Annotated in this window: 16 protein-coding genes and 6 tRNA genes; 7 read left to right on the top strand and 15 right to left on the bottom strand. The window is 66.1% G+C overall.

What is annotated here, in order from left to right; genetic code table 11:
- Positions 1-4: 4 nt before the first annotated feature.
- The 3 genes from AC24R4_RS23110 to AC24R4_RS23100 form a co-directional block, all read right to left on the bottom strand.
- Positions 5-3676, bottom strand: a complete 3672-nt coding sequence (locus AC24R4_RS23110; RefSeq protein WP_400392889.1) for a UvrD-helicase domain-containing protein — start codon at positions 3674-3676, stop codon at positions 5-7.
- The gene (locus AC24R4_RS23105) at positions 3673-6615 is read right to left on the bottom strand and encodes a PD-(D/E)XK nuclease family protein (RefSeq protein WP_400392887.1); all 2943 of its coding nucleotides are present in this window, start codon (positions 6613-6615) and stop codon (positions 3673-3675) included. Before AC24R4_RS23105 ends, AC24R4_RS23110 begins: the two co-directional genes overlap by 4 nt.
- 66 nt (positions 6616-6681) lie before the next feature.
- The gene (locus AC24R4_RS23100; protein WP_487523662.1) at positions 6682-6951 is read right to left on the bottom strand and encodes a hypothetical protein; all 270 of its coding nucleotides are present in this window, start codon (positions 6949-6951) and stop codon (positions 6682-6684) included.
- Between the two features lie 463 nt (positions 6952-7414).
- Here AC24R4_RS23100 and trxA point away from each other — a divergent pair, with 463 nt between their 5' ends.
- The 6 genes from trxA (at position 7415) to AC24R4_RS23070 (ending at position 13958) form a co-directional block, all read left to right on the top strand.
- Positions 7415-7741, top strand: coding sequence for a thioredoxin TrxA (trxA, locus tag AC24R4_RS23095; RefSeq protein ID WP_066734371.1), 327 nt, complete (start codon positions 7415-7417; stop codon positions 7739-7741).
- 181 nt (positions 7742-7922) lie between these two features.
- On the top strand, positions 7923-9185 hold the full coding sequence (rho, locus tag AC24R4_RS23090; RefSeq protein WP_066734373.1) for a transcription termination factor Rho: 1263 nt from the start codon (positions 7923-7925) through the stop codon (positions 9183-9185).
- Between the two features lie 95 nt (positions 9186-9280).
- The gene (locus AC24R4_RS23085; protein ID WP_400394648.1) at positions 9281-10126 is read left to right on the top strand and encodes a M90 family metallopeptidase; all 846 of its coding nucleotides are present in this window, start codon (positions 9281-9283) and stop codon (positions 10124-10126) included.
- Positions 10127-10295: 169 nt separating this feature from the next.
- Positions 10296-10553: a type B 50S ribosomal protein L31 gene (locus AC24R4_RS23080; protein WP_061959698.1), complete on the top strand. Its 258-nt coding sequence runs from the start codon at positions 10296-10298 to the stop codon at positions 10551-10553.
- 156 nt (positions 10554-10709) lie between these two features.
- On the top strand, positions 10710-12494 hold the full coding sequence (locus AC24R4_RS23075; RefSeq protein WP_400394650.1) for an ArnT family glycosyltransferase: 1785 nt from the start codon (positions 10710-10712) through the stop codon (positions 12492-12494).
- A gap of 81 nt (positions 12495-12575) precedes the next feature.
- Positions 12576-13958 (top strand): MATE family efflux transporter, encoded by a 1383-nt coding sequence (locus AC24R4_RS23070; RefSeq protein WP_487523661.1) that lies wholly within the window; start codon positions 12576-12578, stop codon positions 13956-13958.
- Between the two features lie 308 nt (positions 13959-14266).
- On the opposite strand, the gene AC24R4_RS23065 is transcribed toward AC24R4_RS23070, so the two are convergent.
- The 7 genes from AC24R4_RS23065 to gltX form a co-directional block, all read right to left on the bottom strand.
- Positions 14267-14343 (bottom strand) — tRNA-Asp (locus tag AC24R4_RS23065).
- Between the two features lie 62 nt (positions 14344-14405).
- Positions 14406-14481, bottom strand: a tRNA-Glu gene (locus AC24R4_RS23060).
- 112 nt (positions 14482-14593) lie between these two features.
- Positions 14594-14669 (bottom strand) — tRNA-Ala (locus AC24R4_RS23055).
- A 168-nt stretch (positions 14670-14837) separates the two neighbouring features.
- Positions 14838-14914: transfer RNA gene (locus AC24R4_RS23050), tRNA-Asp, on the bottom strand.
- A 69-nt stretch (positions 14915-14983) separates the two neighbouring features.
- Positions 14984-15059, bottom strand: a tRNA-Glu gene (locus AC24R4_RS23045).
- An 8-nt stretch (positions 15060-15067) separates the two neighbouring features.
- A tRNA-Ala gene (locus AC24R4_RS23040) sits at positions 15068-15143 on the bottom strand.
- A gap of 207 nt (positions 15144-15350) precedes the next feature.
- Positions 15351-16748 (bottom strand): glutamate--tRNA ligase, encoded by a 1398-nt coding sequence (gltX, locus tag AC24R4_RS23035; protein WP_400395704.1) that lies wholly within the window; start codon positions 16746-16748, stop codon positions 15351-15353.
- Positions 16749-16964: 216 nt separating this feature from the next.
- On the opposite strand from gltX, the gene AC24R4_RS23030 reads away from it, so the two are divergent.
- On the top strand, positions 16965-17924 hold the full coding sequence (locus AC24R4_RS23030) for a patatin-like phospholipase family protein (protein WP_400395702.1): 960 nt from the start codon (positions 16965-16967) through the stop codon (positions 17922-17924).
- A 182-nt stretch (positions 17925-18106) separates the two neighbouring features.
- Here AC24R4_RS23030 and AC24R4_RS23025 read toward each other — a convergent pair whose 3' ends face one another.
- From AC24R4_RS23025 to AC24R4_RS23005, 5 genes are all read right to left on the bottom strand, one after another.
- On the bottom strand, positions 18107-18781 hold the full coding sequence (locus tag AC24R4_RS23025) for a C40 family peptidase (protein WP_066734394.1): 675 nt from the start codon (positions 18779-18781) through the stop codon (positions 18107-18109).
- 346 nt (positions 18782-19127) lie between these two features.
- Complete coding sequence (locus AC24R4_RS23020) at positions 19128-20717, bottom strand: ABC transporter ATP-binding protein (protein ID WP_400392935.1); 1590 nt, start codon at positions 20715-20717, stop codon at positions 19128-19130.
- A gap of 77 nt (positions 20718-20794) precedes the next feature.
- Positions 20795-21913, bottom strand: coding sequence for an ABC transporter permease (locus AC24R4_RS23015; RefSeq protein ID WP_153945309.1), 1119 nt, complete (start codon positions 21911-21913; stop codon positions 20795-20797).
- A complete protein-coding gene (locus AC24R4_RS23010) occupies positions 21910-22959 on the bottom strand; it encodes a microcin C ABC transporter permease YejB (RefSeq protein WP_153945310.1) in 1050 nt (349 codons plus the stop codon). Before AC24R4_RS23010 ends, AC24R4_RS23015 begins: the two co-directional genes overlap by 4 nt.
- A gap of 36 nt (positions 22960-22995) precedes the next feature.
- Positions 22996-24882: an extracellular solute-binding protein gene (locus AC24R4_RS23005; protein WP_400392932.1), complete on the bottom strand. Its 1887-nt coding sequence runs from the start codon at positions 24880-24882 to the stop codon at positions 22996-22998.
- Between the last annotated feature and the right edge of the window lie 33 nt (positions 24883-24915).

Genomic DNA, 24915 nt, shown 5'->3' with positions numbered 1-24915 from the left:
CGGATCAGAACAACGACCCCTGCTGCGTCGTGGCGATTGGCGCAGACGTCCGTGAGGGTGTCGAAGCGCGCAGCACTTCGGCATCGATCCATTCCCCGGCGGCCGTGGCCACGCCGGCTTCGATCCGCTTGCCCGGGAAGACCGGCTGCACCGCCGCCACATAGCGCGCCAGCTGCGCGCCATAGGCGGCGTGTTCCTGCGGCAACAGGCGCTGCTTGTAGTCGATGATGACCACGCGGTCGTCGAACTCCACCAGCCGGTCGATCCGCAGCAGGCGGCCCCGGCCATCGTAGAGCTCCACCTCGTTGCGCGCCGACACCGCGTCGGGCGCGAACAGCAGCGGCCGCAGCGCCGGCGACGCCAGCATGGCGCGCAGGTCGGCCACCGCCGCCTCGGCCTGCTGCTGCCAGCGGTCCCGTGCCAGGGGCGCGCCCGCTCCGGCCAGCGGGAACCAGCGCATCACGGTGGCGGCGTCCGGCACGCCGGCGAAGGCCTCCGGGTAGCGCGTCAGCCGTTCCAGCAGCGCGTGCACCAGTTCGCCATGCGCGGCAGCCTCGGCGTCGAATACCATGGCTTCGGCCTCGTCCTCGAAGCCGGCTTCGGCTACCGCTTCGGCCATCGCTTCGGCGGCCTCCCCGGCCGCCACCTCGTCCGCGCCGCGATAGCGCAGCCGGAAATCGGTGTAGCGTACGCGCTCGCTGGCCGCGCCGAAGGTGTCGGCGGCCGCGACTTCCGCCTCCGGATAGGCGCTCACCGCGTCGCCGACGCCTGCCCCGGCCAGCCGCACATACCAGCTGCCGGCGATCTCGGCGCCGGTGTCTTCCTCCCTGGCGGCCTTGCTGGCGCGGCCCTTGACGCCACTGACCAGCAGGCCCTGCTGCGCGCGCGTCATGGCCACGTAGAGCAGGTTCCAGTTCTCGCGCTCGGCCAGGGCGGCTTCGGCCTCGAACATCGGCGCACGTGCCAGGCCGCGCTCGCTGCGCTTGCCGTAGGCCGAGAAATGCCGCGGCGCGCTCGATGCCGGCGGCCAGTCCACCAGGATGCCGCCACGGTCGGCGGCCGGATCGCTGTGGTTGGCATCGAGCAGCACCACGAATGGCGCCTCCAGGCCCTTGGCCGCATGCACGGTCAGGATATGCACCGCGTCAAGCTGGCTGTCACCGGCGTCGTCGGGCTCGGCCTCGGTGTCTTCCACGCCCTCCCCCATGCCGCCCTCGTCCGGGCTCTCATCCTCGTCGCCGCGCCGGATCTCCTGCAGTTCGTCGATGAACTTCGGCAGGCTCGGGTAGCGGCCGCCGTCCAGGTCCAGCGACAGCTTCAGGAAGGCGTCCAGGTTGGCCAGCACCTGTTCGCGGATGGCCGACGGCGCGGCCTCCGCGTAGCGGCGGCGCACCTCGCCGTGGTGGTAGATATGGTCGATCAGGTCGTGCACGGGCTCGTGCGGCGCCAGCGCCAGCCAGGTGCGCAAGCGGCCGATGCCGGCGCGCAGCGCGTCCGACACATGCTCGGGCAGCCCGTTGGCGATGCGCGACCACCAGCCGCCTTCGCCTTCGATCGACGCCAGCAGGATCAGGTCGTCGTCGGTGGCGCCAACGATCGGGCTCTTCAGCACATGCGCCAGGTCGAGATCGGACTCCGGCGTCATCAGGAACGCCAGCAGCGCCGAAATATCGAGCGCCTCCAGCGTCGTCAGCAGCCCGCCGCGGCGCGGGCTCAGGCACGGGATACCGGCTTCGCGCAGCGCGCGCTCGTAGTCGGGCAGATAGGTCTTGCGGCGCACCAGCAGGTGCATGTCGCGCCAGGTGGCGGGCCGCGACACATCGCCCTCGCGCACGGGTACCTGCTCGCGCAGATAGTGCAGCCACGCGGCCACGCGCCGGCCTTCCTCGAAGCGCAGTGAATCGCCCTGCTGCACACGCGGCTGCGTCAGCGTGTCGCGATGGCCGTCACCGGCAGGCCGATCGCCGTCGGCGTCCGCTCCCGCCGCTGCGTCCGCGGCTTCGTCCACGGCTCCGTCGGCCGCGCCCGCCCCGGCGGCGTCTTCCGCCTCGACCAGCGGCAGCAGCCAGACCGGGCCGCCGGGTTCTTTCAGCGCTGTGGTCTGGGTCTCGTAGAGCGGATAGCGGCCGTCGGCGCGGGCATGATCGAATACCGCATTGACCCAGTCCAGCACTTCGGGACGATTGCGCCGCGTGCGGTTGGTACGCAGCACCGTGGCGCGAAACTCCGCTTGCAGCATGTCGCGTGCGGCATCGAACAGGCGCGCATCGGCCCGGCGGAAGCGATAGATCGACTGCTTGGGATCCCCCACCAGGAACACGGTCGGCTTGTCGCCCAGGCCCTGGTAGCCGGCCAGCCAGCCCTGCAGGATGCGCCATTGCAGCGGGTTGGTGTCCTGGAATTCGTCCAGCAGCAGGTGGCGATAGCGCGCATCGAGCCGCACCTGCAGATAGGTGGCGGTTTCCTCGTCGGCCATCAGCCGCGCGGCCAGCCATTCGAGATCGGCGAAATCCATCGCGCGCTGCTCGCCCTTGTATCGCTGGTAGCGTTCCAGCAAGGCGTCACCGAGCCGGTAGAGCGCCAGGTTGATGGCCAGCACGGCGGCCTCGCAGCGGCGGGCCGCGATGTCGTCGAGCCGCGCGCAATGGTCGGCCACGCGGGCGATCAGGTCTTCGGCACCGCCTTCGCCGCCGCAGATCTTGACCAGCGCCGTGGTGGCCTTCATCGAGCGCGGCTTGCCGGCGTCGGTGAAAAACGCGGCGCGCAACTGGCCGAAGGCCTGGGCGGCGGCGTCGCCGGGCGCGGCGCCGGCATCGCGCCAGGCCCGGACCGCGCGCAGGCCGTCCATCAGCCGCGCCGCGTGGGTCTGCTCGGTTTTGCCGGCCCGGCCCAGGGTCAGCGCCAGCTGGGCGCATTCCTCCAACCAGTCGTCGTCGGCCAACGCCTCCACCAGCACGTCGGCCGTGGCGTCATCGCCAAGATCCTGGGCGAGCCGCTGCGCCGGATCGCCAGCATCCCGGAACGCCCACCATTCGTTGCGCGCGTGGAACATGCGATCGAGCAGGCTGCGCGCCTGGAAGTCGCCCACCGCATCGACCAGCTGTTCATAGGCTTCGCGCAGATCGGCATGCTGCGGATGGGCCAGCGCGCGCCAGAACGGCGCCCAGGCCTCGCGCTTCATGCGCAGGGCGTCCTCGCGCAGCGACGCACCGGGCACGATGCCCGACGACAGCGGCGCGCCACGCAGCAGCGTGCCGAACCAGCCGTGGAAGGTGTCGATGGCCATGCGTCCCGGCGATGCCAGCACCTGCGCATGCAGCAGGCGGGCGCGCGGCAGCGCGGCGCGCGCGGCATCGGGGGACAGGCCGCGCATTTCCAGCTGGGCCAGCACGGCGTCGTCCGACCCGCTGGCCAGCTGCGACAGCACTTCCAGCAAGCGTTCGCGCATCTCCTCGGCGGCCTTGCGCGTGAACGTGATGGCCAGGATCTCGTGCGGTGCGGCGCCGGCCAACAGCAGGCGCACCAGCCGCGCCACCAGCAGCCAGGTCTTGCCGCTGCCCGCGCAGGCCTCGACCACGACGGAGCGTGCCGGGTCGCACGCGGCGCGGGTGAAATCGGCCTCGCCCACCGGCTGGCCATCGCGCAGATAGGGGTGGATGTCCTGACTGGCGTTCATGAGCGAAGATCCGGCAAGGCGGTGGATTCCCAGAAGCCCTTGCGGCACAAGCCGCGCGCTTCGCAATAGGTACAGGCGGCGGCATCGCCGAATGCGGGCAGCTTCGCGCCCTGCCGCAGACGGCCGACGTCATGCCGCAACTGACGCTCCAGCCACGTCACGGCGGCCTGGAATTCGGGCAGATCGACTTCGCGCTGCGCGCCGGGGGCGCTGTCGCGGCCGCCCTGCTTCACGCCTTCCAGCGCCACCCAGCTGCCGGCCACCGCATCGGCGCGCAGCAGGCCGTAGAACGCCAGCTGGCAGTCTTCCTCGGCATCGCCCACTTTGCGGCGCAGGCGGCTGGCGGGCTGCGTCTTGTAGTCGAGCACCGCGTGCGCGCCGTCGGGGCCCTTGTCGAGACGGTCGATCCGGCCGGCCAGCCGCAGCGGCACGCCGTCGGGCATCGCCACATCGACGCCGGCGTCCAGTTCGCCGCCGCGCCAGTGCCAGCCCATTTCCTCGCGGGCGGCCTGCCAGGCCACGTACGACGGCAGTACCTCGCACCAGCGGCGGTAGTAGCTGATCGCGTTGCCGTCCTCCGCGATCTGCTTGCCGAACACGGTGTCGGAGATCTGTTGCAGGCGGGCCAGCCGCCGGGCATCGTCGCGCTCGCCGGTGTCGTGGACTTCCTGGTGGTATTGCAGCAGCACGCGGTGCAGCAGGTTGCCGATATCGCGCTTCTCAAGGTCGTCGTTGAGCGATTCGAGCCCGGCCAGGCCCAGCATGCGGCCCGCGAAAAACTGATAGGGACACCGGCGCAGCATGTTGTACGCCGCCGCGCTCCAGCGGGCCGGCACGCGTTCCGGCGCGATCGGGGCGGGCATATGGCCGGGCTGCGCGAAGGTGTCGAGCAGCTGCGGCGCGGCGCTGGCCTCGATCGGCGCCCCGGCGCGCGCGCAGCAGGCGGACAGCCGCTCGATCCAGCCCGACACGTGATGCGGCTCGCCCCGGCTGCCATAGCGTTGCCAGGTCAGCACCACGTCGTCGTTGTTGAGCAGCACTTCGGCCAGGTCGCGCGCCTGCTGCGCAAAGCGTGCCTCGCGATCTTCCAGGCCCAGTTCGCGCCGCATCTGGTTCGAGAAGAACATCAGCTCGGCCGCGCTGGACGGCAGCTGGGCGTCATCGCACCCCACCACCACCACGCCGTCGAAGCGGCGCATCCGCGCGCCGTTGAGCGGCAGGATCGTGATGCGCGACTGGCTCTGCGCCAGCGGCTCCTTGTAGGCCACCGTTTCGAGCAGCGCGGCCAGCATGGCGCGGAATTCCTGCTGGTTCAGCGTGGCATGGCCGCCGGTTTCGTCGTCGGCCAGTTCTGCCAGCCGCGCCAGCGCATCGAGCAATTGCTGGCCGGCATCGTCGGCGGCCAGCGCCGGACGCATCGCCAGCGTGTCGAGCGTGGCATCGAGCCGCCCCAGCCAGACCGACAGCGGCTGCTGGGCATGGCCGCGCGGCCACTGGCCGGCTTCATCGGCCAGCGTGGCGATCAGGCCGCGCGCGGCGGCGCGCACGTGCAGCGTCGCGTCGCTGGCCTGCATGGCCTCGGCATCGGCCACCACCGTCCCCTCGCGCTCGGCGAACAGGTGGCGCAGCCGGGTCCAGCCGCCGGTAATCACGTCGCGCCGGATCTGCCGCTCCAGCAGCGCGATGGCCGCGCCACGGTGGGCGACGTCGGGCAGGCAGAACGGCGACTTCAGCAGGTCCAGCAAGGCGGCGGTATCGCCGTCGCGCACGAGCACGTCGAACCAGCGCATCAGCGCGGCGGCCGCACGCGTGGTGGACAGCTTCCAGCCCGTTTCATCGCGTACCGGCGCACCGGCCCGCTTCAGCAGCGCACGCGTGCGGCGCGCCACCACGCGATCGTGCGCCACCAGGGCCACATGCTTGCGGCCCTCGTTCAGCCATTGCACGAGCTGGGCCGCCGCGGCCGCGGCTTCGTCCTCGAAACGGGCACTGCCGATGACCCGCACGCGCGGGCGCGCCACGGGCAGCGTCCGCGGCAGCGCGGGCAGCGGGGCATCCGTGGGCACCTTGCCGGCGCCATGATCCGCGCCAGCCTCGCCGTCGTCCCCGTCCGGCTGCGCCGGTTCGGCACGGCGCGCCTCGGGCCACAGCGCCAGCAGCGTCTGGTACCAGTCGGCGTCGGCTGCCGCGTCGCCGCCGGTCCAGTCGTAGCCCACTTCCAGCGTCGGCACCGCTTCGCCGGCCTGCTGCAGGAAGCTGGCCTCGATGGGCTCGGGCGGCGTCGGACCTATCCACACCACCGGCCCGGCCACCTGCTGCGCCAGGCGCTGCAGGGCGCGGCGACGGGCCGGCAAGGGGTCGTCCGGGCCGGACAGCATCTGCCAGAAGGCCAGCACGATCTGGGCCTCCTGGCCAAGAAACCGCTCGGACAGATGGGCGTAGGTACGCTGCAGCGCACCTTGCAGCAGCGCGGCGCGGTCGTCGCCATCCACGTCGTCATCCTCGCGGATGGCGGCGTCCTCGAGCCATCGCGCGCTCAGTTCGTCGCTGATCGACAGCAGCGTCTGCGCCAGCCCCCAGGCGGCGCCCTCGGTCTGGGCGCCGAAGGCGGTGCGCAGCCAGTCCTGCGCGCGAATGGCCTGCTGCACGGCCAGCAGGCGCGCGGCGTGGCTGCGTGTGGGGGCCGGTTCGGCATCGAGATCGGGAGGCAGGTCCAGCAGCCAGTGGCCCAGCGTCAGCACGCGCGGCAGCAGGCGCGGCTGCCCGGCCGCGCGTGCCGCGGCATCGAGCGCCTGGCGCACGCCGGGAATCTGCGCGGCCGTCGGCACGACCACGTGCGCGGCCGATGCGGCAGGGCCGCAGTGGTCAAGGAAGTACCACGTCGCCGTGGCAGCCTGTTCGAGAAACGACGGGCCTGGAGGAAACGAAAGCCGGGTCATGAATGGTAGGGACCGATACGTATCAGCGATGCGGGGCGACCCGGGCGCCCCGGATGCACGCGAAGGTCAGTTGCCGCCCCGCCCGCCACCTTCCAGGCGCGCACGCAGTTCGCGGGCGGTTTCCAGCAACCCCTCGTAGCCGGAGCGCGCATGCTCGGGCAGGTCGGGGTCGCCAATCAGCGTGCCGAGGGTTTCCATCACGCTGTACACCAGGCCCCTGGCGGCGCCGGTGGCGATGCTGTTGGTTTCGACGGCGCTGTTCAGGTGTGCCAGTGCTTCGCTCAACTGGTCCGCATCGGGGGTATCGGTATCGGGCTTGCGAGGATCGGGCGTCATGATCGATGGCCTATGTCGGAAGAGGCAAGGTTTGCGCATCCGGCCTGCCATTCTACGCGCAGCGCGGATGCGGTCCGTCCAAGTGCATTCTAGATCATGCCCCGCGCCTTGTTCTACGGGAAATCCCCAGCCGACTGGGCGCTGCCCGCCACAAATACCTCCGATGAGGGATGGCGATTGAGCCGGTCTCTCGCGCCGATTGAAACTATCATCGGCAACGGAAGCCGGGGCGCGGCACAATGTGGCCGTGACCGGCGCGAACGCCCTGTGGCGCGCGGCGCGCGGCGGGTGAGGCCGGGGCTTGAAATCCGGCAAGCTGGTAACATATCGGCGTCAATGGCGGCGCGTGTCGCCACGCATTGCCGTCCGGCGTCCCTGCACGATCTCGTGTAAGGTAACGGTTCAGCCCCACGGCAGTTGCCCGCCTTCAACATAAACTGAGCAAAACCTGAGGTTCCCCGCCATGAGCGACCAAATCAAGTATGTGAGCGACGCATCGTTCGACACCGATGTGCTCAAGTCCGACAAGCCCGTGCTGCTGGACTTCTGGGCTGAGTGGTGCGGCCCTTGCAAGATGATTGCCCCGATCCTGGACGAAGTCGCGAAGGACTACGGCGACCGCGTGCAGATCGCCAAGATCAACGTGGACGAAAACCAGCAGGTGCCGGCCAAGTTCGGCATTCGCGGCATCCCGACGCTGATCCTGTTCAAGAATGGCGAAGTCGTGGCCCAGAAGGTTGGCGCGCTGTCGAAGTCGCAGCTGACCTCGTTCCTGGACGCACAGGTCTAAGCCACCGACCTCCGGCGGGGGCCTCGAGCCCCGGCCTGGCATGATCCGGCCTCGCGGGCGCCAGTTCTGGCGCGCCGGCCGGATTGTGCTAAGATGCGACCCAACAACTTCCCCGAGCGTTCGCTCATTCCTTCCCCCTCCTTAGGTCTTGCCCGTCCGGGCCCTTCTGTACCCCTTGTCTATGCACCTGACAGAACTCAAATCGCTTCACGTGTCTGCGCTTCTCGAAATGGCGGCTACGCTCGAGATCGACAACGCACAACGGATGCGCAAACAGGAACTGATGTTTGCGATCCTGAAGAAGCGCGCCAAGATGGGCGAAACCATCTACGGAGACGGCACGCTGGAAGTTCTGCCCGATGGCTTCGGTTTCCTGCGCTCGCCGGAAACGTCGTACCTGGCCAGCACGGATGACATCTACATCAGCCCGTCGCAGATCCGCCGCTTCAACCTCCACACCGGTGACTCGATCGAAGGCGAAGTGCGTACGCCCAAGGACGGCGAGCGGTACTTTGCCCTGGTCAAGGTGGACAAGGTCAACGGGCAGCCGCCCGAAGCGGTGAAGAACCGCATCATGTTCGAGAACCTGACGCCGCTGCATCCGAACCGGCCGCTCACGCTCGAACGCGACATCCGCGCCGAAGAGAACATCACCGGCCGCATCATCGACATGATCGCCCCGATCGGCCGCGGCCAGCGCGCGCTGCTGGTGGCGTCGCCGAAGTCCGGCAAGACCGTGATGCTGCAGCACATCGCCCACGCGATTGCCAACAACCATCCGGAAGCCGACCTCTTCGTGCTGCTGATCGACGAGCGCCCCGAAGAAGTGACCGAAATGCAGCGCTCGGTGCGCGGCGAGGTGGTGGCGTCGACGTTCGACGAGCCGGCCATCCGTCACGTGCAGGTGGCCGAAATGGTCATCGAGAAGGCCAAGCGCCTGGTGGAACTGAAGCGCGACGTGGTGATCCTGCTGGACTCGATCACGCGTCTGGCCCGCGCCTACAACACGGTGGTGCCGGCCTCGGGCAAGGTGCTGACCGGCGGTGTGGACGCCAACGCGCTGCAGCGCCCGAAGCGCTTCTTCGGTGCCGCGCGTAACCTGGAAGAAGGTGGTTCGCTGACCATCATCGCCACGGCGCTGATCGAAACCGGCAGCCGCATGGACGACGTGATCTACGAAGAATTCAAGGGCACCGGCAACATGGAAGTGCACCTGGAACGCCGCCTGGCGGAAAAGCGCGTCTACCCGGCCATCAACCTGAACAAGTCCGGCACGCGCCGCGAGGAACTGCTGATCAAGCCGGAAATCCTCCAGAAGATCTGGATCCTGCGCAAGTTCATCTCCGACATGGACGAAGTCCAGGCGATGGAATTCATCCTGGACAAGATGAAGCCGACGAAGAACAACGCAGAATTCTTCGACATGATGCGTCGCGGCGGCTGATACCGGCCAGTTGCCACCGGCATGAAAAGGCGTACCCTTCGGGTGCGCCTTTTTCTTTTCCGATTCCGCTCCGACCCCGCATTCACGCCTTCGACATGTTCGGCAAACTGTCCAGCTACCTGCGCGCCCGCTCGCGCGAACGCAAGCTCGCGCACTACGCCATCCCGGACGACCTGTGGACCCGCACCGTGGCCGCCCTGCCCTTCGTCCAACGCTATGGCACCGACGATCTGGCCGCCCTGCGCGAACTGGCCACGCTGTTCATCGCCAGCAAGGAATATTCGACCGCCCACGAGCTGGAGCTGACCGATGAGATGGTGGTGGGCGTGGCCGTGCAGGCGTGCGTGCCGATCCTCAAGCTTGGCATCGAGTGGTATCGCGGCTGGCACGGCATCGTGCTGTATCCGGGCGAGTTTCTGATCCGCAAGACCGTCGAAGACGATATCGGCCTGGTGCATGGCGTGGAAGAGGAAGCCAGCGGCGAAGCCTGGGAGAACGGCCCGGTGATCCTGTCCTGGCAGGACGTGAACATGCCCGGATCGGGCGTCGACAATGGATCGGACTCCTATAACGTGGTCATCCACGAGTTCGCCCACAAGCTCGACATGCTCGACGGCGAACCCGATGGCGTGCCGCCGTTCTCGCGCGTGCTGCATCCCGGCATCGATGCGGAACAGTGGGCCGAGTCCCTGCTCACACAATACGATGCGTTCGCCGACGCCTGCGAGGCGGTGCCGGATGCCAGCTGGGACCACCCGGCGCGCCTGCCGCCCCGGTTGCGTGTCATCGACCCGTATGGCTGCGAGGCGCCAAGCGAGTTTTTTGCCGTGGCGTCGGAATCATTTTTCGTCGATCCGAAGGGCCTGCGCGAACACTGGCCGGCGCTCTACGCGGTGCTTGGCCAGTTCTACCGGCAGGACCCTGCGTCGAGTGCTACGTAGATCACCAACAGTTGCGGCGGCACACCGGAAATCGTGGCCCGGATATTGCCCAGGCTCTTGTTTTTCTGCCATAATCCCGGTTTGCCCGTTATCGGCAAGTGGTTCGCTCGTCGCAAGCAGGCTGCGGCACCACGGAGCGGACTGGCTACCCAACCTGAAAGGAAGCACCATGAAAGAAGGCATTCACCCGAATTATCGCGAAGTCCTGTTCCACGACGTGTCGAACGACTTCAAGTTCGTGACCCGCTCGACGATCCAGACCAAGGACACGATCGAACACGAAGGCAAGACCTACCCGCTGGCCAAGATCGAAGTGTCGTCGGAATCGCATCCGTTCTACACCGGCCAACAGAAGATCATGGACACGGCCGGCCGCGTCGAGAAGTTCCGCCAGAAGTTCGGCAGCAAGCTCGCCGCCAAGAAGTAATTGGCCGACGCTACCAAGCGACTGCGGCGCGCAACAGGACAGATGCTCCTGGCACGCGCAACCTGACAAAGAGGCAGCATCGGCTGCCTCTTTGCATTTGTGGCCCACAATAGCGTTTCGCGCACGCTCAACCAGGGCTACCCCGATTTTCCGCCGATGTCCCAAGCCACCAAGACCTCTCCCGTCCACCTGACCGCCGCCGCCACCGGCGCGCTGCCGCGCTATCTGCTGCTGGCGATCTGCATCATCTACGGACTGACCGGCCTGTTCGGCCGCGACCCGTGGAAGAACGAGGACGCCGCCGGATTCGGCGTGATGTGGCAGCTCGGCTCGGGCAGCCTGCAGGACTGGCTGATGCCCAATATCGTGGGCCGCCCGTTCAGCGAGGACGGCCCGCTGGTGTACTGGGTGGGCGGCCTGATGATCCGGCTGTTTGGCGGCTGGCTCGGTGCTCCCGACGCGTCCCGCCTGGCCACGGCGCTGTTCTATTTCGCCACCTGCGCGTTTATCTGGTATTCGACCTACCTGCTGGGCCGCCGCGACGAAGTCCAGCCGTTTGCCTTCGCCTTCGGCGGCCAGCCGGACGCACGGTCCTATGGCCGCGCGCTGGCCGACGGGGCGCTGCTGATTTTCCTGGCCTGCGTGGGCCTGGCCGTGCGCGGCCACGAAACCACCGCGCAGGTTGGCCAGGTCTGCTTTATCGCCTTCATGCTGTACGGCATGGTGCGCAGCCTGGACAAGCCGGTTCAGGGCAGTCTCTGGTTCGGCGTGGGGCTGGCCGCGCTGTGCATGGCCAGCGGCCCGATTCTGGCCGCGGCGCTGCTGGCTGCGGCGCTGATCGCCGGCGCGGTCTCGCAGCCGGTGCCGTCGAAGCGGTTGCTGACCATCGGCGTGCCCGTCGCGCTGGCGCTGGTCGCCGCCTGGATGGTCGTGGTCTACCTGGGCGCGGCCGACGCCGAAGACGGGGTGACCTATATCCGCGAGTGGGCGCGCTACGATCGTCGCACCTACGGCCTGCCGACGCTGCCCACCGCCGGTTTTATCGCGCGCAACTTCCTGTTGTTCGCCTGGCCGGTCTGGCCGATCGCGGCCTTTGCGTGGCTCTCGTGGCGCGGCATGCGGCGTGCGCCTCACATGGCGCTGCCGCTGGCCATCCTGGGCATGCTGTTCCTGCTGCTGGTGCTGCAACGCAGCCCGGGCGACGTGCAGTTCATCCTGCTGCTGCCGCCGATGGCGATCCTGGCAGCGTTCGCGCTGCCCACGCTGCCGCGCGCGGCGATCAACGCGGTGGACTGGTTCGCCCTGCTCTTCTTCACGATCTTCGGCGGCACGGTGTGGTTCATGTGGATCGCCAAGACCACGGGCTGGCCGCCCAAGGTGGCCAACAACGTGTTCCGGCAGATTCCCGGCTTCGAGCACACGTTCACGATCAGCGCCGTTGTCATCGCGCTGGCCGCCACGGTCGCCTGGGTGCTGGTCGTGCGCTGGCGGCTGTCGCGCGCGCCCAAGCAGATCTGGCGCCCGGTGGTGATCTCGGCCGCCGGCACCACGCTGATGTGGGTCATGGCCATGACGCTGTGGCTGCCGTCGATCAACTACGGCAAGACCTACCGCGACGTGGCAAAAGCCGCCGCGCTGGCGCTGCCGTCCAAGTACGAGTGTGTGCAGCCGATCCGCATGGGCGATGCGCAGCTTGCGTCGTTTGCGTACTTCGGCAATATCCGCTTCGGCGGCCCGGGCGACGGCTGCGACGTGCTGCTGCGCCACGATGCCGTGGACTACGGCGCACCAAGCAATGTGTCGCACTTCGAATGGCGCCTGATCTGGGAAGGCCGGCGCCCCGCTGACCGTGACGAGCGGTTCCGGCTGTATCGACTGGTCGATACATCGCAAGCCAAGTCGGCGCAGACCCCGGCGCGACGCCGCCTGCCCCGGCCGTAATCCCTTCCCCCGCGCAGGCGGCCAGCCGCCCGCGAACTGGCCCGGCCCCGCGCCGGGTGCGTCCCCAACCTACCTTCCACGATGAGCAGCGCGCTGCAGGACCTTCGTCGCATCGTTCACCTTGCCGCCCCGGTGCTGGTCGGCCAACTGGCCGTCATCGCCTTCGGTGTCACGGACACCATCATGGCCGGGCAGGCCTCGGCCGCCGATCTGGCCGCGGTCGGGCTGGGCGGATCGATTTACGTCACCGTCTATATCAGCCTGATGGGCGTGCTGCAGGCGCTTGCGCCGGTCGCCGGCCAGCTCTACGGCGCCGGACGCACCGCCGAGATTGGCGTCGAAGTCCGCCAGGCCGCGTGGCTGGGACTGGCGCTGGCCGTTCCCGGGATGCTGCTGTTGCTGTTCCCCGGTCCGCTGCTGACGTTCGCCCAGGCGCCGCCCGAGCTGGTGGACAAGGCATCGCGCTACCTGCATATCGTGGCGTTCGGCCTGCCCGCAGGGCTGGCGTTCCGTATTTACATGGCGCTGAACAATGCGCTGTCGCGGCCGATCATGGTCACGGTGCTGCAGATTGCCGGCCTGATACTCAAGGTGCCGCTCAATGCGTGGTTCATCCACGGCGGTTTTGGCGTGCCGGCGATGGGCGGGCCTGGGTGCGCGCTGGCCTCCACGCTGATCAGCTGGACGTGGTGCCTGTCAGGGCTGGCCATCCTGCGGCTTGGGGCTGCCTACCAGCCGCTGGCGATTTTTGCGCGCTGGGAATGGCCCCGGTGGGATCGTATCCGCCCGTTGCTGCGGCTCGGGGTGCCGATGGGCCTGACCTACCTGATCGAGATCACCTCGTTCACGCTGATGTCGATCTTCATTACGCGGCTCGGCACCGAAACGCTGGCCGGCCATCAGATCATCGCCAACCTGAGCGCGGTGGCGTACATGATGCCGCTGTCGCTGTCGATTGCCACGTCCACGCTGGTGGCGCAAGCCATCGGTGCCCGCGACATGTGCGGCGCCCGACGCATTGGCTGGCGGGGCATCCGTTTTGGCGCCGGCCTGGCACTGTTCACTGGCGCGCTACTGTGGCTATTTCGCGAGCCGCTGCTGCACGCCTACGCCAAGGACCCGGCCGTGGTGGCCAAGGCACTGCCGCTGATGCTCTTCGTGGCCTTCTACCAGGCCTTCGACGCCATCCAGGTGATGAGCGCGTTCATCCTTCGCGCGTACAAGATCGCATTGATTCCAACGCTGATCTATGCGGGCTCGTTATGGGGTGTGGGCCTCGGTGGCGGCTACGTGCTGGGCTTCGGCCTGATCGACGCCATGCCGGCCTTCACCCGTGGCGCAGCCGGATTCTGGATGGCAAACAGCATCAGCCTGGCCATCGCCGGGACGCTGCTGGTGCGCTACTTCCGGCAGGTGAGCCAGGTAAAGGCAGTCGACGCGAGGGAGACGGCGGAGGTGGCGTGATAGCTCAGCGCAGCCCTCCCAACACAAGAAGGCCTGCATAAGCAGGCTTTTCTTTTTGGGGACTGGCAAAGGAGGCCAGAATGTATTGCAGTGCGCAGGTAGCTCCCTCCGCTCCTTATGGGCGAAAAAAAAGCCTGCTTGCGCAGGCTTTTTTAAATTTGGCGGAGCGGACGGGGCTCGCCTACATTCCGCAGGCCGCGGATTCGCTTGCAAGCGAATCCCTTCTCGCCCCGCCGGGAGCTGCGCAGGCAGCTCCCTCCGCTCCTTATGGGCGAAAAAAAAGCCTGCTTGCGCAGGCTTTTTTAAATTGGCGGAGCGGACGGGGCTCGAACCCGCGACCCCCGGCGTGACAGGCCGGTATTCTAACCAACTGAACTACCGCTCCGTTTTCTGCTGTTACCCGGGAATCCCGGCTAACCGCTAGGCGTTTGATTACGCCCGGCTGTTTGGCGTCCCCTAGGGGATTCGAACCCCTGTACTCACCGTGAAAGGGTGATGTCCTAGGCCTCTAGACGAAGGGGACAGAAATCTGTTGCAAGCAACGTCTTCCGTCGTTTGCTGCGAAGTCCGGCATTTTACCAGATTTTTCGCAACTTGAAGCAACTTTTTTACTGCATCGGTTACTTCGAAATTCTTGGTGGAGCTAAGCGGGATCGAACCGCTGACCTCTTGCATGCCATGCAAGCGCTCTCCCAGCTGAGCTATAGCCCCGAATACTTCCGGTACTACCTATAATCGCAACGACTTGCGAGGCCGCGATTATATTTTGATTTTTCGAAGCTGACAACATTCGCCTCGGGTAAATCGAAAAGTGATTATCGGATAATCACCTCTCACCCAAATAAAAACCCGCTTGGTTTTACCCAAGCGGGCTCAGTCTGGCGGAGCGGACGGGGCTCGAACCCGCGACCCCCGGCGTGACAGGCCGGTATTCTAACCAACTGAACTACCGCTCCGTTTTTTGCGGTTGCTACCCGAAGCTTCGCTCCGGACAGCCAACTGGACGTATGATGACGTCCAACATCTGGCGTCCCCTAGGGGATTCGAACCCCTGTACTCACCGTGAAAGGGTGATGTCCTAGGCCTCTAGACGAAGGGGACAGAAACTTTGGTGGAGCTAAGCGGGATCGAACCGCTGACCTCTTGCATGCCATGCAAGCGCTCTCCCAGCTGAGCTATAGCCCCAGAGTGACTGCCATTTACTACTGCTTGCCGCCAGATTTACTGCTTTCCGGCGAAGCGGCGATTATAAATCAATCACCATATTTTGCAAGCCCCTTTTTCCGGCTTTTCAACCGGGCTGTTTGACTTGCGTCGCGCAGCAGGGAGAACGAGATTATGCTGAAGTCTCGGCCTGAGCGCAAGCCCCTGCCGAGACATTTCTGCACATTTTTATGCGGCGGCCAGACGACGCAGCACCGTATCCCGACCGAACAGCTCCAGCACGGCATCGATGCTCGGCGTCTGCAGCTGTCCTGCCACCAGCAGGCGTACCGGCATGGCCAACTTCGGCATCTTCAGCCCGAACTCGGCCAGCACGGCCTTGAACGTGGCGTTGATGGCCTCGCGCTTCCACTCGGGCAACGCGGCCAGTTGCGTCGCCAGCGTCTGCAGCGCCGGGCGGATCTCGTCGGTCAGGTGCTCCGCCTTCAGCGCCGCGTCGGCCTGCGGCTCGCCGCGATAGAACAGCATCGCCGTCTGCGCCACTTCTTTCAGCGTGTTCGCACGGTCCTTGACCAGCGCGACCACGCCCACCAGATCCACGCCTTCCACCTTGCCGCCCAGTGCCTCGATGAACGGACGCGTCAGGTCGGCCAGGCGCGCATTGTCGCCAGTCTTGATGTAGTGGTTGTTCAGCCAGGCCAGCTTTTCGGGGTTGTACTGCGCCGGCGACTTGCCGAGGTGATCCAGGTCAAACCACTCCACGAACTGTTCGCGCGTGAAGATCTCTGCATCGCCGTGCGACCAGCCCAGCCGCGCCAGGTAATTCAGCACGGCCTCGGGCAGGTAACCTTCGTCGCGGTAGCCGGTCACCGGCATCGCGCCGTGGCGCTTGCTCATCTTCTCGCCCTGCTCGTTCAGCACGGTCGGCAAGTGGGCGTACACCGGCTCTTTACCACCGAGCGCGCGGATGATGTTGATCTGGCGCGGCGTGTTGTTGACGTGGTCGTCGCCACGGATCACGTGCGTGATCTTCATGTCGAGGTCGTCGATCACCACGCAGAAGTTGTACGTCGGCGTGCCGTCGGGGCGGGCGATCACCAGGTCGTCGAGCTCTTCGTTCGAAATCTCGATGCGACCCTTCACGGCGTCGTCCCACACCACGCTGCCGCCTAGCGGATTCTTGAAGCGGACCACGGGCTGCACGCCAGCCGGCGGCTCGGGCAGTACCTTGCCCGGCTCCGGGCGCCAGAAACCGTTGTAGCGCGGCTTTTCGCCGGCCGCGCGCTGGGCTTCGCGCAGCGCGTCCAGTTCCTCGGTGCTCATGTAGCAGTGGTAGGCCATGCCGTTATCCAGCATCTCGCGCACCACCTGGCGATACCGGTCCATGCGCTGCATCTGGTAGAACGGGCCCTCGTCGATATCGAGGTCCAGCCAGGCCATGCTTTCCAGGATCACGTCCACGGCTTCCTCGGAAGACCGCTCGACGTCGGTATCCTCGATGCGCAGGATGAAGTCGCCCTTCATGCGGCGGGCAAACGCCCACGGGTAGAGCGCGGAGCGGATGTTGCCTAGGTGGATAAAGCCGGTCGGGCTCGGCGCGAAGCGGGTGCGGACGCGTTGTGTCATGGTCGGGGAGAAACAAAAAGGCCCACGCACGGATGCGCGCAGGCCGGATTTCGCTGAACTTCTGAACGCTGCATTATACGCCCTGCCCGATTCCGGACTGGCCACGGAATCATTTATGCTTGCCACCGGTCTGAATCCAGGCCGCGCGCATCCGGTGACGCGATGCGCGCCTGCCGATGCCCGGCACATCACTTCCGCAAGCGTTTTCCACCCTCGATGCAACGACGACATTTTCTTGGCGCCTCGGCGGCCATGCTGCTGGCAGGCTGCGCGTTCGGCCCGAAGCCGACCACCCCGGCCGCCACGCCCACCCCGCCCACCACGGCCGCCGTGCCGCCCGTCGCCACGCCGCCGCGGCCAATCCGGATTGGCCTGGCCCTGGGCGGCGGCGCCGCACGCGGCTTTGCCCATATCGGCGTCATCAAGGCGCTGGAAGCCCAGGGCATTCATGCCGACATCGTCACGGGCACCAGCGCGGGTTCGGTGGTGGCGGCGCTCTATGCCACCGGCATGGACGGCTTCCAGCTCAACAAGCTGGCACTGACGATGGACGAAGCGGCCATCGCCGACTGGGCCCTGCCCTTCGGCACCAAGTTCGGCGGCTGGCTCAAGGGCGAGGCGCTGCAGAACTATATCAACCGGCTGGTCAAGAACCGGCCCATCGAGGCCATGAAGCTGCCGCTGGGCATCGTGGCCACCGACCTGAAGACCGGCGAGCGCATCGTGTTCCGGCGTGGCAATACGGGCCAGGCCGTGCGCGCGTCCAGCAGCGTGCCGGGTGTGTTCCAGCCGGTGTCGATTGCCGGCCACGATTACGTCGATGGCGGCCTGGTCGAACCGGTGCCCGTGGACGCGGCGCGCGAGATGGGGGCCGACTTCGTGATCGCCGTGAATATCTCCGCCGATCCGTCGAGCCAGAAGAACAACGGCCAGAGCGGCGTGCTGTTGCAGACCACCGCCATCATGGGCCAGTCGATCAACCGCATGGCGCTGTCCCGCGCCGACATCGTCATCCGCCCCGACCTGCCCGACATGGGCGGCAGCGACTTTACCTCGCGCAACCGGGCGATCCTGGCCGGCGAGCAGGCCACCTCGGCAGTGATCGGCGCACTGCGCGAGAAGCTGGCGGCGGCGCGGCTGCGGCCCGCGCAGGCGGGCGCGATCGCCGTTCAATAGGAAGGTGCCGCCCGTCGGTTGTCACATGTCCTGTCACATGGATCACCGTACCTGACAGAAACCGTCACCGACAATGACAGAGGATGTCACCCTTTGGTGGGGTATTTGTCTTAAGACATGACGGCAACGGACAACAAAAAAGGACTGCCGAGGCAGTCCTTCTTGCTTGCGCGAACGATGCGTCAACCACCGAACATCGTACGGCCCTGGGCATTCGGATCGAAACGCTTGAGCGTCTCGATCATGCTGCCCGTATTTTCGACCGAGCCACGGGCCGAATCGTCGATGCGACGGGCGCCGTTGTAGCGCGTGACCCAGTACGACGCACGCATGTCGTCAACGCGAATCTTGCTGCCGGTGGACGGCGCGTGCACGAACTTGTTGTCGCCGATATAGATGCCAACGTGCGAGAACGTATGGCGCATCGTGTTGAAGAACACGAGATCGCCCGGACGCAGCTCGTTGACCGCCACGGTGGTGCCCACCTGGCTCATTTCGACGGAACGGCGCGGCAACATGAAGCCGAAGGTGTCGTTGAACACGTAGCGGACAAACCCGCTGCAGTCCAGACCCGATTCGGGGCTGTTACCGCCGAAGCGATAACGCACGCCAATCAGGCCCAGCGCGTTCATGACCAGGTCGCCAGCCTTGCTGGCAACGTTGCTGGTGGAGTTCATCACCGACGACAGCAAGCCACGCTTGCCTTCCGGATGCGCATCCGCGTCAACGCGGGCCTCGATCCGGGCGTCCGGGTCCTTGAACACCGTATCCGCCAGCACTCCATTCGACACAGTCGCACCGCAGGCAATGGCAATTCCGATAGCGGCGCGCGCCAGGGAATGAAGTACCGTTTGCATTGGCTCTCCTGATGATCGGACAAAACTGACCGGCAAGTCAGACAAAGCCGGACAGCGTGAAAACATCAGGGCGGAACGTACGCAAGAAGTACGCCAGCGCGACTGCACCTGCCGCGTGCAACGTCGACCTTCCCCAAGGCCTGCATGCGGCGGACGAACCACCCCCGACAAACTCATCGCGGGATAGTAAAGTACGCACCCTTGACGTGTCAAAGATGGTTACAACTTTCCCGCAAAGCGCCGCCAAATCAATGAATTAGCGTAAAAAACGTATTCTGTTTCTCGGAAACGCTATAAAGATTCCGTGTTACTTCGGCGTGACAAGGCGTACTGCGCTGCACATCATTCAGGCCGCACCCAGCTGCGCGGCGGCCATCAGCTTTCTGGTATACGGATGCTGCGGCGCGCCGAGTACGGTTTCCGTCTCGCCTGACTCCACCACTTCACCGTTTTTCATGACGATGACTCGGTGCGCCATCGCACGAATCACGGCCAGATCGTGGCTGATGAACAGATAGCTGAGGTTGTACTTGTGTTGCAACTGCGAGAGCAGCGCCAGCACCTGCTGCTGGATCGACACATCAAGTGCAGAAGTCGGCTCATCCAGCACCAGCACCTGCGGTTTCAGGATCAGCACGCGCGCAATGGCAATGCGCTGGCGCTGGCCTCCCGAGAATTCGTGCGGATAGCGGCCCAGCGCCGTGCGGTCCAGCCCCACCTCGCGCAGGGCCTCGGTCACACGTTCGCGCATGGCTTCCTTGGTCAGCCCGGGCTGATGCAGCGCCAGCCCCTCGCCCACGATCTGCTCGATCGTCATGCGGGGAGACAGCGAGCCGAACGGGTCCTGGAACACCACCTGCATGCGCTTGCGCAGCGCGCTACGTTCCTTCTGCGAGCATGCGTCGAAGCTGCGCCCCAGGAAATGGATGGCGCCACTGCTCTTGCGCTGCAGCGCCAGCACCGCGTGCGCCAGCGTGGTCTTTCCCGACCCCGATTCGCCGACGATGCCCACGGTCTCGCCCTCGCGCAGCTGCAGCGTGACGTCCTTGACCGCCGCGAACGCCTCCTTGCCGAACCAGCCGGCAATACCGGCCCGCTTCTTGTGATAGTTCACACACAGCGCGTCGGTTTCCAGCAGCACCGGCGCCAGCGGCACCAGCGGCAGCACCTCGCGCCGGGGCCGGCTGTCGATCAGCTTGCGGGTGTACGGATGATGCGGATTGGCAAAGACCTCGGCGGTCTCGCCGGTTTCGACCAGCACGCCCTTTTCCATCACGCCGACCCGCTGCGCGAACGCGCGCACCATGTTCAGGTCGTGCGTGATCAGCATCACCGCCATGCCGAATTCGGCCTGCAGGCTGCGCAGCAGGTCCAGGATCTGGGCGCGGATCGTGACATCGAGCGCCGTGGTCGGCTCGTCGGCCAGCAGCAGCTTGGGCCGGCAGGCCAGCGCCATGGCGATCATCGCGCGCTGGCGCTGCCCGCCGGACAACTGGTGCGGAAAGCTGTTGAAGCGGTTGGCCGCATCGCTGATGCCGGTGCGCTCCAGCAGCGCGATGGCGCGGTCGCGTGCGGCGCGGCGGTCCAGGCCCTCATGCAGCGCCAGTGTCTCCACGATCTGGTTGCCAATCGTATAGAGCGGGTTCAGCGCCGTCATCGGCTCCTGGAAGATCATCGCGATCTCGGACCCGCGGATGCCACGCATCTCGCGATCGGATACCTGCAGCAGGTCCTTGCCCTCGAAGCGGATGGCCCCCTGGTAGCGCGCATCCTCCACCAGCCGAAGCATGGCCAGCGCCGTCACGGTCTTGCCGGAGCCGGACTCGCCCACCAGCGCATAGCGTTCGCCGGCACGCAGGTCGAAGCTGACATCGCGCACCGCGCGCGTGGCGTGCTCGCCTTCGCCAAAGGTCACGGACAGGCGATCCACGCACATCAGCTTGGTGCCGGGCGCCGGGATGTCCGCAGGGTCCGGAAACACCGGATTCACCGCCATGGCGGGATTTGCCGAGTTCATGACGTGGCCTCCGCCGCCGCGCCGCCGGCCGGCACCTTTGGCTCTACCCGGCCACGCAACTGGGCCAGGCCCAAGCGAGTGTCGAATGCATCACGCAGGGCATCGCCCATGAACGTGAGCAGCAGCAGCGTGATCACCAGCACGGCAAACGTCGACAGCGAAATCCACCAGGCATCGAGGTTGGCCTTGCCCTGGGCCAGCAGTTCGCCCAGGCTCGGCGTGGTCGGCGGCACGCCCAGGCCCAGGAAGTCGAGGCTGGTCAGCGCCAGGATGGCCGCGCTCATGCGGAACGGCAGGAACGTGATCACCGGCGTCAGGCTGTTCGGCAGGATATGGCGCCACATGATCTGCACGTTCGACAGGCCCAGCGCCCGGGCGGCCTTGACGTAGTCCAGCGACCGGTTGCGGTAGAACTCGGCGCGCACGTAGTCGGACAGGCCCATCCAGCCGAACAGCGACAGCAGGATGATCAGCAGCGCCAGGCTCGGCTCGAAGATCGACGCGAAGATGATCAGCAGGTAAAGCTCGGGCATCGAGCTCCAGATTTCGATGGCGCGCTGCGAAAACAGGTCGAAGCGGCCGCCGAAGAACCCCATCAGTGCCCCGGTGAGCGTACCGATCAGCACACCGATCACCGTCAGGGCCATGCCGAACAGCACCGACACCCGGAAGCCGTACAGCAGACGCGCCAGCACGTCGCGGCCGCGGTCGTCGGTACCGAGCCAGTTGTCGGCCGACGGCGGCGCCGGGTTCGGCTCCTTGGCGAAATAGTTGATCGAATCGTAGGAATAGCGATTCAGCGGATAGAGGGCGAAGTTGCCGTTCGACGTGATCCGGTCGCGGATGAACGGGTCCAGGTAGTCCGCGCGCGTCGGAAAATCGCCATCGAATGTGGTTTCCGGATACGCCTTGACGATCGGGAAGTAGTACTCGCCCTTGTAGCGCACCACCAGCGGCCGGTCGCTCGACAGCAGTTCGGCGCCCATGCTGACGACAAAGATGATCACGAACAGCACCAGGCTCCAGTAGCCCAGCCGGTTGCGGCGAAAACGCTGCCAGGCGCGCTGGCGCGGCGACAGCGAATGCGGCAGGCCGTTCTTGGCGGCAGCTTTCATCGGTGCATCCCCTCGAAATGGATGCGTGGATCCACCATGACGTAGCAAACGTCCGAAATCAGGCGCGTCACCAGCCCGATCAGCGTAAACAGGTACAGCGTGCCCAGCACCACCGGATAGTCGCGGCGCAGCACGGCCTCATAGGACAGCAGGCCCAGGCCGTCGAGCGAGAACAGCGTCTCGATCAGCAGCGACCCCGTGAAGAAGGCGCCGATGAAGGCGGCCGGGAAGCCCGTGACCAGCGGAATCAGCGCATTGCGGAACACGTGCTTCCACAGCACGCGGCGCTCCGACAAACCCTTGGCGCGGGCCGTCAGCACGTACTGCTTGCGGATTTCTTCCAGGAAGGCGTTCTTGGTCAGCATCGTCACCACGGCGAAGCTGCCCACCACCGAGGCCGTGATCGGGAGCACCAGGTGCCACAAATAGTCCATGACCTTGCCCATCAGCGACAGCTGGTCCCAGTCGTCGGAAGTCAGCCCGCGCAGCGGGAACCACTGCACGAAGGTGCCGCCGCCGAACAGCACCAGCAGCAGCACGCCCAGCACGAAACCCGGGATGGCATAGCCCACCAGCACCACCATGCTGCTGATGACGTCGAACCGGCTGCCCGCCCGGATCGCCTTGGAGATGCCGAGCGGCACCGATATCAGATAAGTGAGAAAGAATGTCCAGAGCCCCAGGCTGATCGACACGGGCATCTTCGACTTGACCAGCTCCCAGACACTGCGGTGCTGGAAGTAGCTCTGGCCCAGGTCGAACTGGGCAAACCGCTTGAGCATCATGAAATAGCGTTCCAGCGGCGGCTTGTCGAAGCCGTAGAGCGCCTGGATTTCCTTGATCTTGTCGGGGTCCACGCCGCGCCGGCCACGGTATTCCGCCCCGCCGCCGCTGGCTTCCCCGCCGCCGCCCCGGCCCTTCATCTCCAGCATCATCTGCTCGACCGGGCCGCCGGGCACGAACTGGATCACGACAAAGGTAAGCGTCACCACCCCGACCAGTGTCGGGATCATCAGCAGGATGCGCTTCAGCAGATAGGCAAGCATTGGCCGTCCGATTGGGGGGATGACTAGAAGACTGGGTTACTGGGTCTTCGGCGCCAGGTCCTTGCGCCACCAGCTTGAAAGAATCCAGCCCTCTGCGGTGTAGAAGTACGGCAGGCGGGTCGGATACGCCAGTTCCTTGCGGTACGACACACGATGGAAAGCACTGTACCAGTTCGGCACGATGTAATAGCCGTGCATCAGCACGCGGTCCAGCGCGCGGCCCGCCGTGATCAGTTCGTCGCGGGTTTCGGCGTGCAGCACGGCGTCCACCAGCTTGTCCACGGCCGGCGACTTCAGGCCGAACAGGTTGTCCGATCCGGGCATGCCGGCGGCTTCGGCCGAAAAACGGTCGCGTAGCTCGTTGCCGGGGCTCTGCGAATCCGGGAAGCGGATCGACACCATGTCGAAGTCGAAATCCTCCAGCCGCTTCTGGTACAGGGCAAAGTCGGTGGTGCGCTGGTGCACCTCGATGCCGAGCTTTTCCAGGTTGCGCACGTAGGCCGTGATGACCCGGCTCATGGCGCCGCCGTCATCGAGGAATTCGAACACCATCGGCTCGCCCTTGGCGTTGCGCAGCGCGCCATCCGCGTAGGTCCAGCCGGCCTGGGCCAGCAGCCGTCGCGCGTCGCGCAGGTTGTCCCGCAGCGACCGGGGCGCATTGGTGCTGGGCTGCACCACGTCGGGGCCGAACACTTCCGCCGGCAACTGGGCGCGCAACGGCTCCAGCAGCTTCAGCTCGCCGGCCCCGGGCCGACCGTCGAAGGTGGCGCTGGCGGCCAGTTCACTGTTGGAGAACCAGCTGTCGAGCCGCTTGTAGGCCCCATAGAACAACTGGCGATTCAGCCATTCGAAATCGAGCGCCAGGATCAGGGCCTGGCGAACGCGCACGTCCTGGAACATCGGCTTGCGCATATTCATGACGAAGCCCTGCATGCCGGCGCCGTTGCGGTGCGGAAATTCGGTCTTGATCAGGCTGCCGTCCCGGAACTTGGTGCCGACATAGCTCTTGGCCCAGTTTTTCGAGCGGTATTCGACGATGGCGTCGAACTCGCCCGCCTTGAACGCCTCCAGCTTGGCGGTCTCGTCCTTGTACAGCCGGTAGACCACGCGGTTGAAGTTGAACGTGCCGCGCCGCACGTTCAGGTTCTTGCCCCAGTAGTTCGGATCTCGCTGGAATACGATGCCGCGACCGGCGTCGTAGCGTTCGATCTTGTACGGCCCGCTGGTGATCGGATCTTCGAAGGTCAGCTTCTCGAACGGCACCTTGGCCGTCCATTTCTTCGAGAACACGGGCAACTGGCCGACGATCAGCGGCAATTCGGCGTTGCGTTGCTTGAAGTCAAAGCGGATCGAGCGTTCGCCGGTCACCACCACGGCCTTCACGTCGGTACACATGCTGCGGTAGCCCGGGCTGGCGGACTTGCTCATCAGCATGTCGTAGGAATACTTCACGTCGGCGGCCAGCACCGGATCGCCATTGACGAAGCGGGCCTCGGGGCGGATACGGAAGGTGACCGACAGCTGGTCGGGGGCCACCGTCACGTCGTCGGCCAGCAGGCCATAGGCGCTGGCGGTCTCGTCGGCGCTGCTGATCAGCAGCGTCTCGAACATCAGCGAGGTCAGGCCCGGTGCGGCCGTGCCCTTCAGCGTGAACGGATTGAACTTGTCGAAGCTGGTACGGCGGTCGGGATTGGCCAGCGTCAGCGTGCCGCCCTGGGGCGCATCGGCGTTGACGTAGTCGAACTGGCCAAAACCGGGCGGATACTTGAGATCGCCGTGGAGCGCAAAGCCGTGCGCGCCATAGCCCAATGCGGGAAAACCCCAGCCCAGCACGATCGACAGTGCCAGCGCCCAATGCACTACCGCGCGTCGACGGAAGCACTGCCCTGCCGCCAGACGCGGCCAACGTGCATGAATCAGCATCCGGTTGCAGACCTCCACAATGCCCGAGACGGC

The sequence above is a fragment of the Cupriavidus sp. CER-90 genome, assembly GCF_057652055.1.
The sequence above is the reverse complement of the archived record's forward strand: the minus strand, read 5'-3'. Positions and strand labels throughout refer to the sequence as shown.

Excerpts from the sequence above, each read along its gene's own strand:
- AC24R4_RS23110 (WP_400392889.1), bottom strand. The coding sequence starts at position 3,676 with ATGAACGCCAGTCAGGACATCCACCCCTATCTGCGCGATGGCCAGCCG.
- AC24R4_RS23105 (WP_400392887.1), bottom strand. The coding sequence starts at position 6,615 with ATGACCCGGCTTTCGTTTCCTCCAGGCCCGTCGTTTCTCGAACAGGCT.
- AC24R4_RS23100 (WP_487523662.1), bottom strand. The coding sequence starts at position 6,951 with ATGACGCCCGATCCTCGCAAGCCCGATACCGATACCCCCGATGCGGAC.
- trxA (WP_066734371.1), top strand. The coding sequence starts at position 7,415 with ATGAGCGACCAAATCAAGTATGTGAGCGACGCATCGTTCGACACCGAT.
- rho (WP_066734373.1), top strand. The coding sequence starts at position 7,923 with ATGCACCTGACAGAACTCAAATCGCTTCACGTGTCTGCGCTTCTCGAA.
- AC24R4_RS23085 (WP_400394648.1), top strand. The coding sequence starts at position 9,281 with ATGTTCGGCAAACTGTCCAGCTACCTGCGCGCCCGCTCGCGCGAACGC.
- AC24R4_RS23080 (WP_061959698.1), top strand. The coding sequence starts at position 10,296 with ATGAAAGAAGGCATTCACCCGAATTATCGCGAAGTCCTGTTCCACGAC.
- AC24R4_RS23075 (WP_400394650.1), top strand. The coding sequence starts at position 10,710 with ATGTCCCAAGCCACCAAGACCTCTCCCGTCCACCTGACCGCCGCCGCC.
- AC24R4_RS23070 (WP_487523661.1), top strand. The coding sequence starts at position 12,576 with ATGAGCAGCGCGCTGCAGGACCTTCGTCGCATCGTTCACCTTGCCGCC.
- gltX (WP_400395704.1), bottom strand. The coding sequence starts at position 16,748 with ATGACACAACGCGTCCGCACCCGCTTCGCGCCGAGCCCGACCGGCTTT.
- AC24R4_RS23030 (WP_400395702.1), top strand. The coding sequence starts at position 16,965 with ATGCAACGACGACATTTTCTTGGCGCCTCGGCGGCCATGCTGCTGGCA.
- AC24R4_RS23025 (WP_066734394.1), bottom strand. The coding sequence starts at position 18,781 with ATGCAAACGGTACTTCATTCCCTGGCGCGCGCCGCTATCGGAATTGCC.
- AC24R4_RS23020 (WP_400392935.1), bottom strand. The coding sequence starts at position 20,717 with ATGTGCGTGGATCGCCTGTCCGTGACCTTTGGCGAAGGCGAGCACGCC.
- AC24R4_RS23015 (WP_153945309.1), bottom strand. The coding sequence starts at position 21,913 with ATGAAAGCTGCCGCCAAGAACGGCCTGCCGCATTCGCTGTCGCCGCGC.
- AC24R4_RS23010 (WP_153945310.1), bottom strand. The coding sequence starts at position 22,959 with ATGCTTGCCTATCTGCTGAAGCGCATCCTGCTGATGATCCCGACACTG.
- AC24R4_RS23005 (WP_400392932.1), bottom strand. The coding sequence starts at position 24,882 with ATGCTGATTCATGCACGTTGGCCGCGTCTGGCGGCAGGGCAGTGCTTC.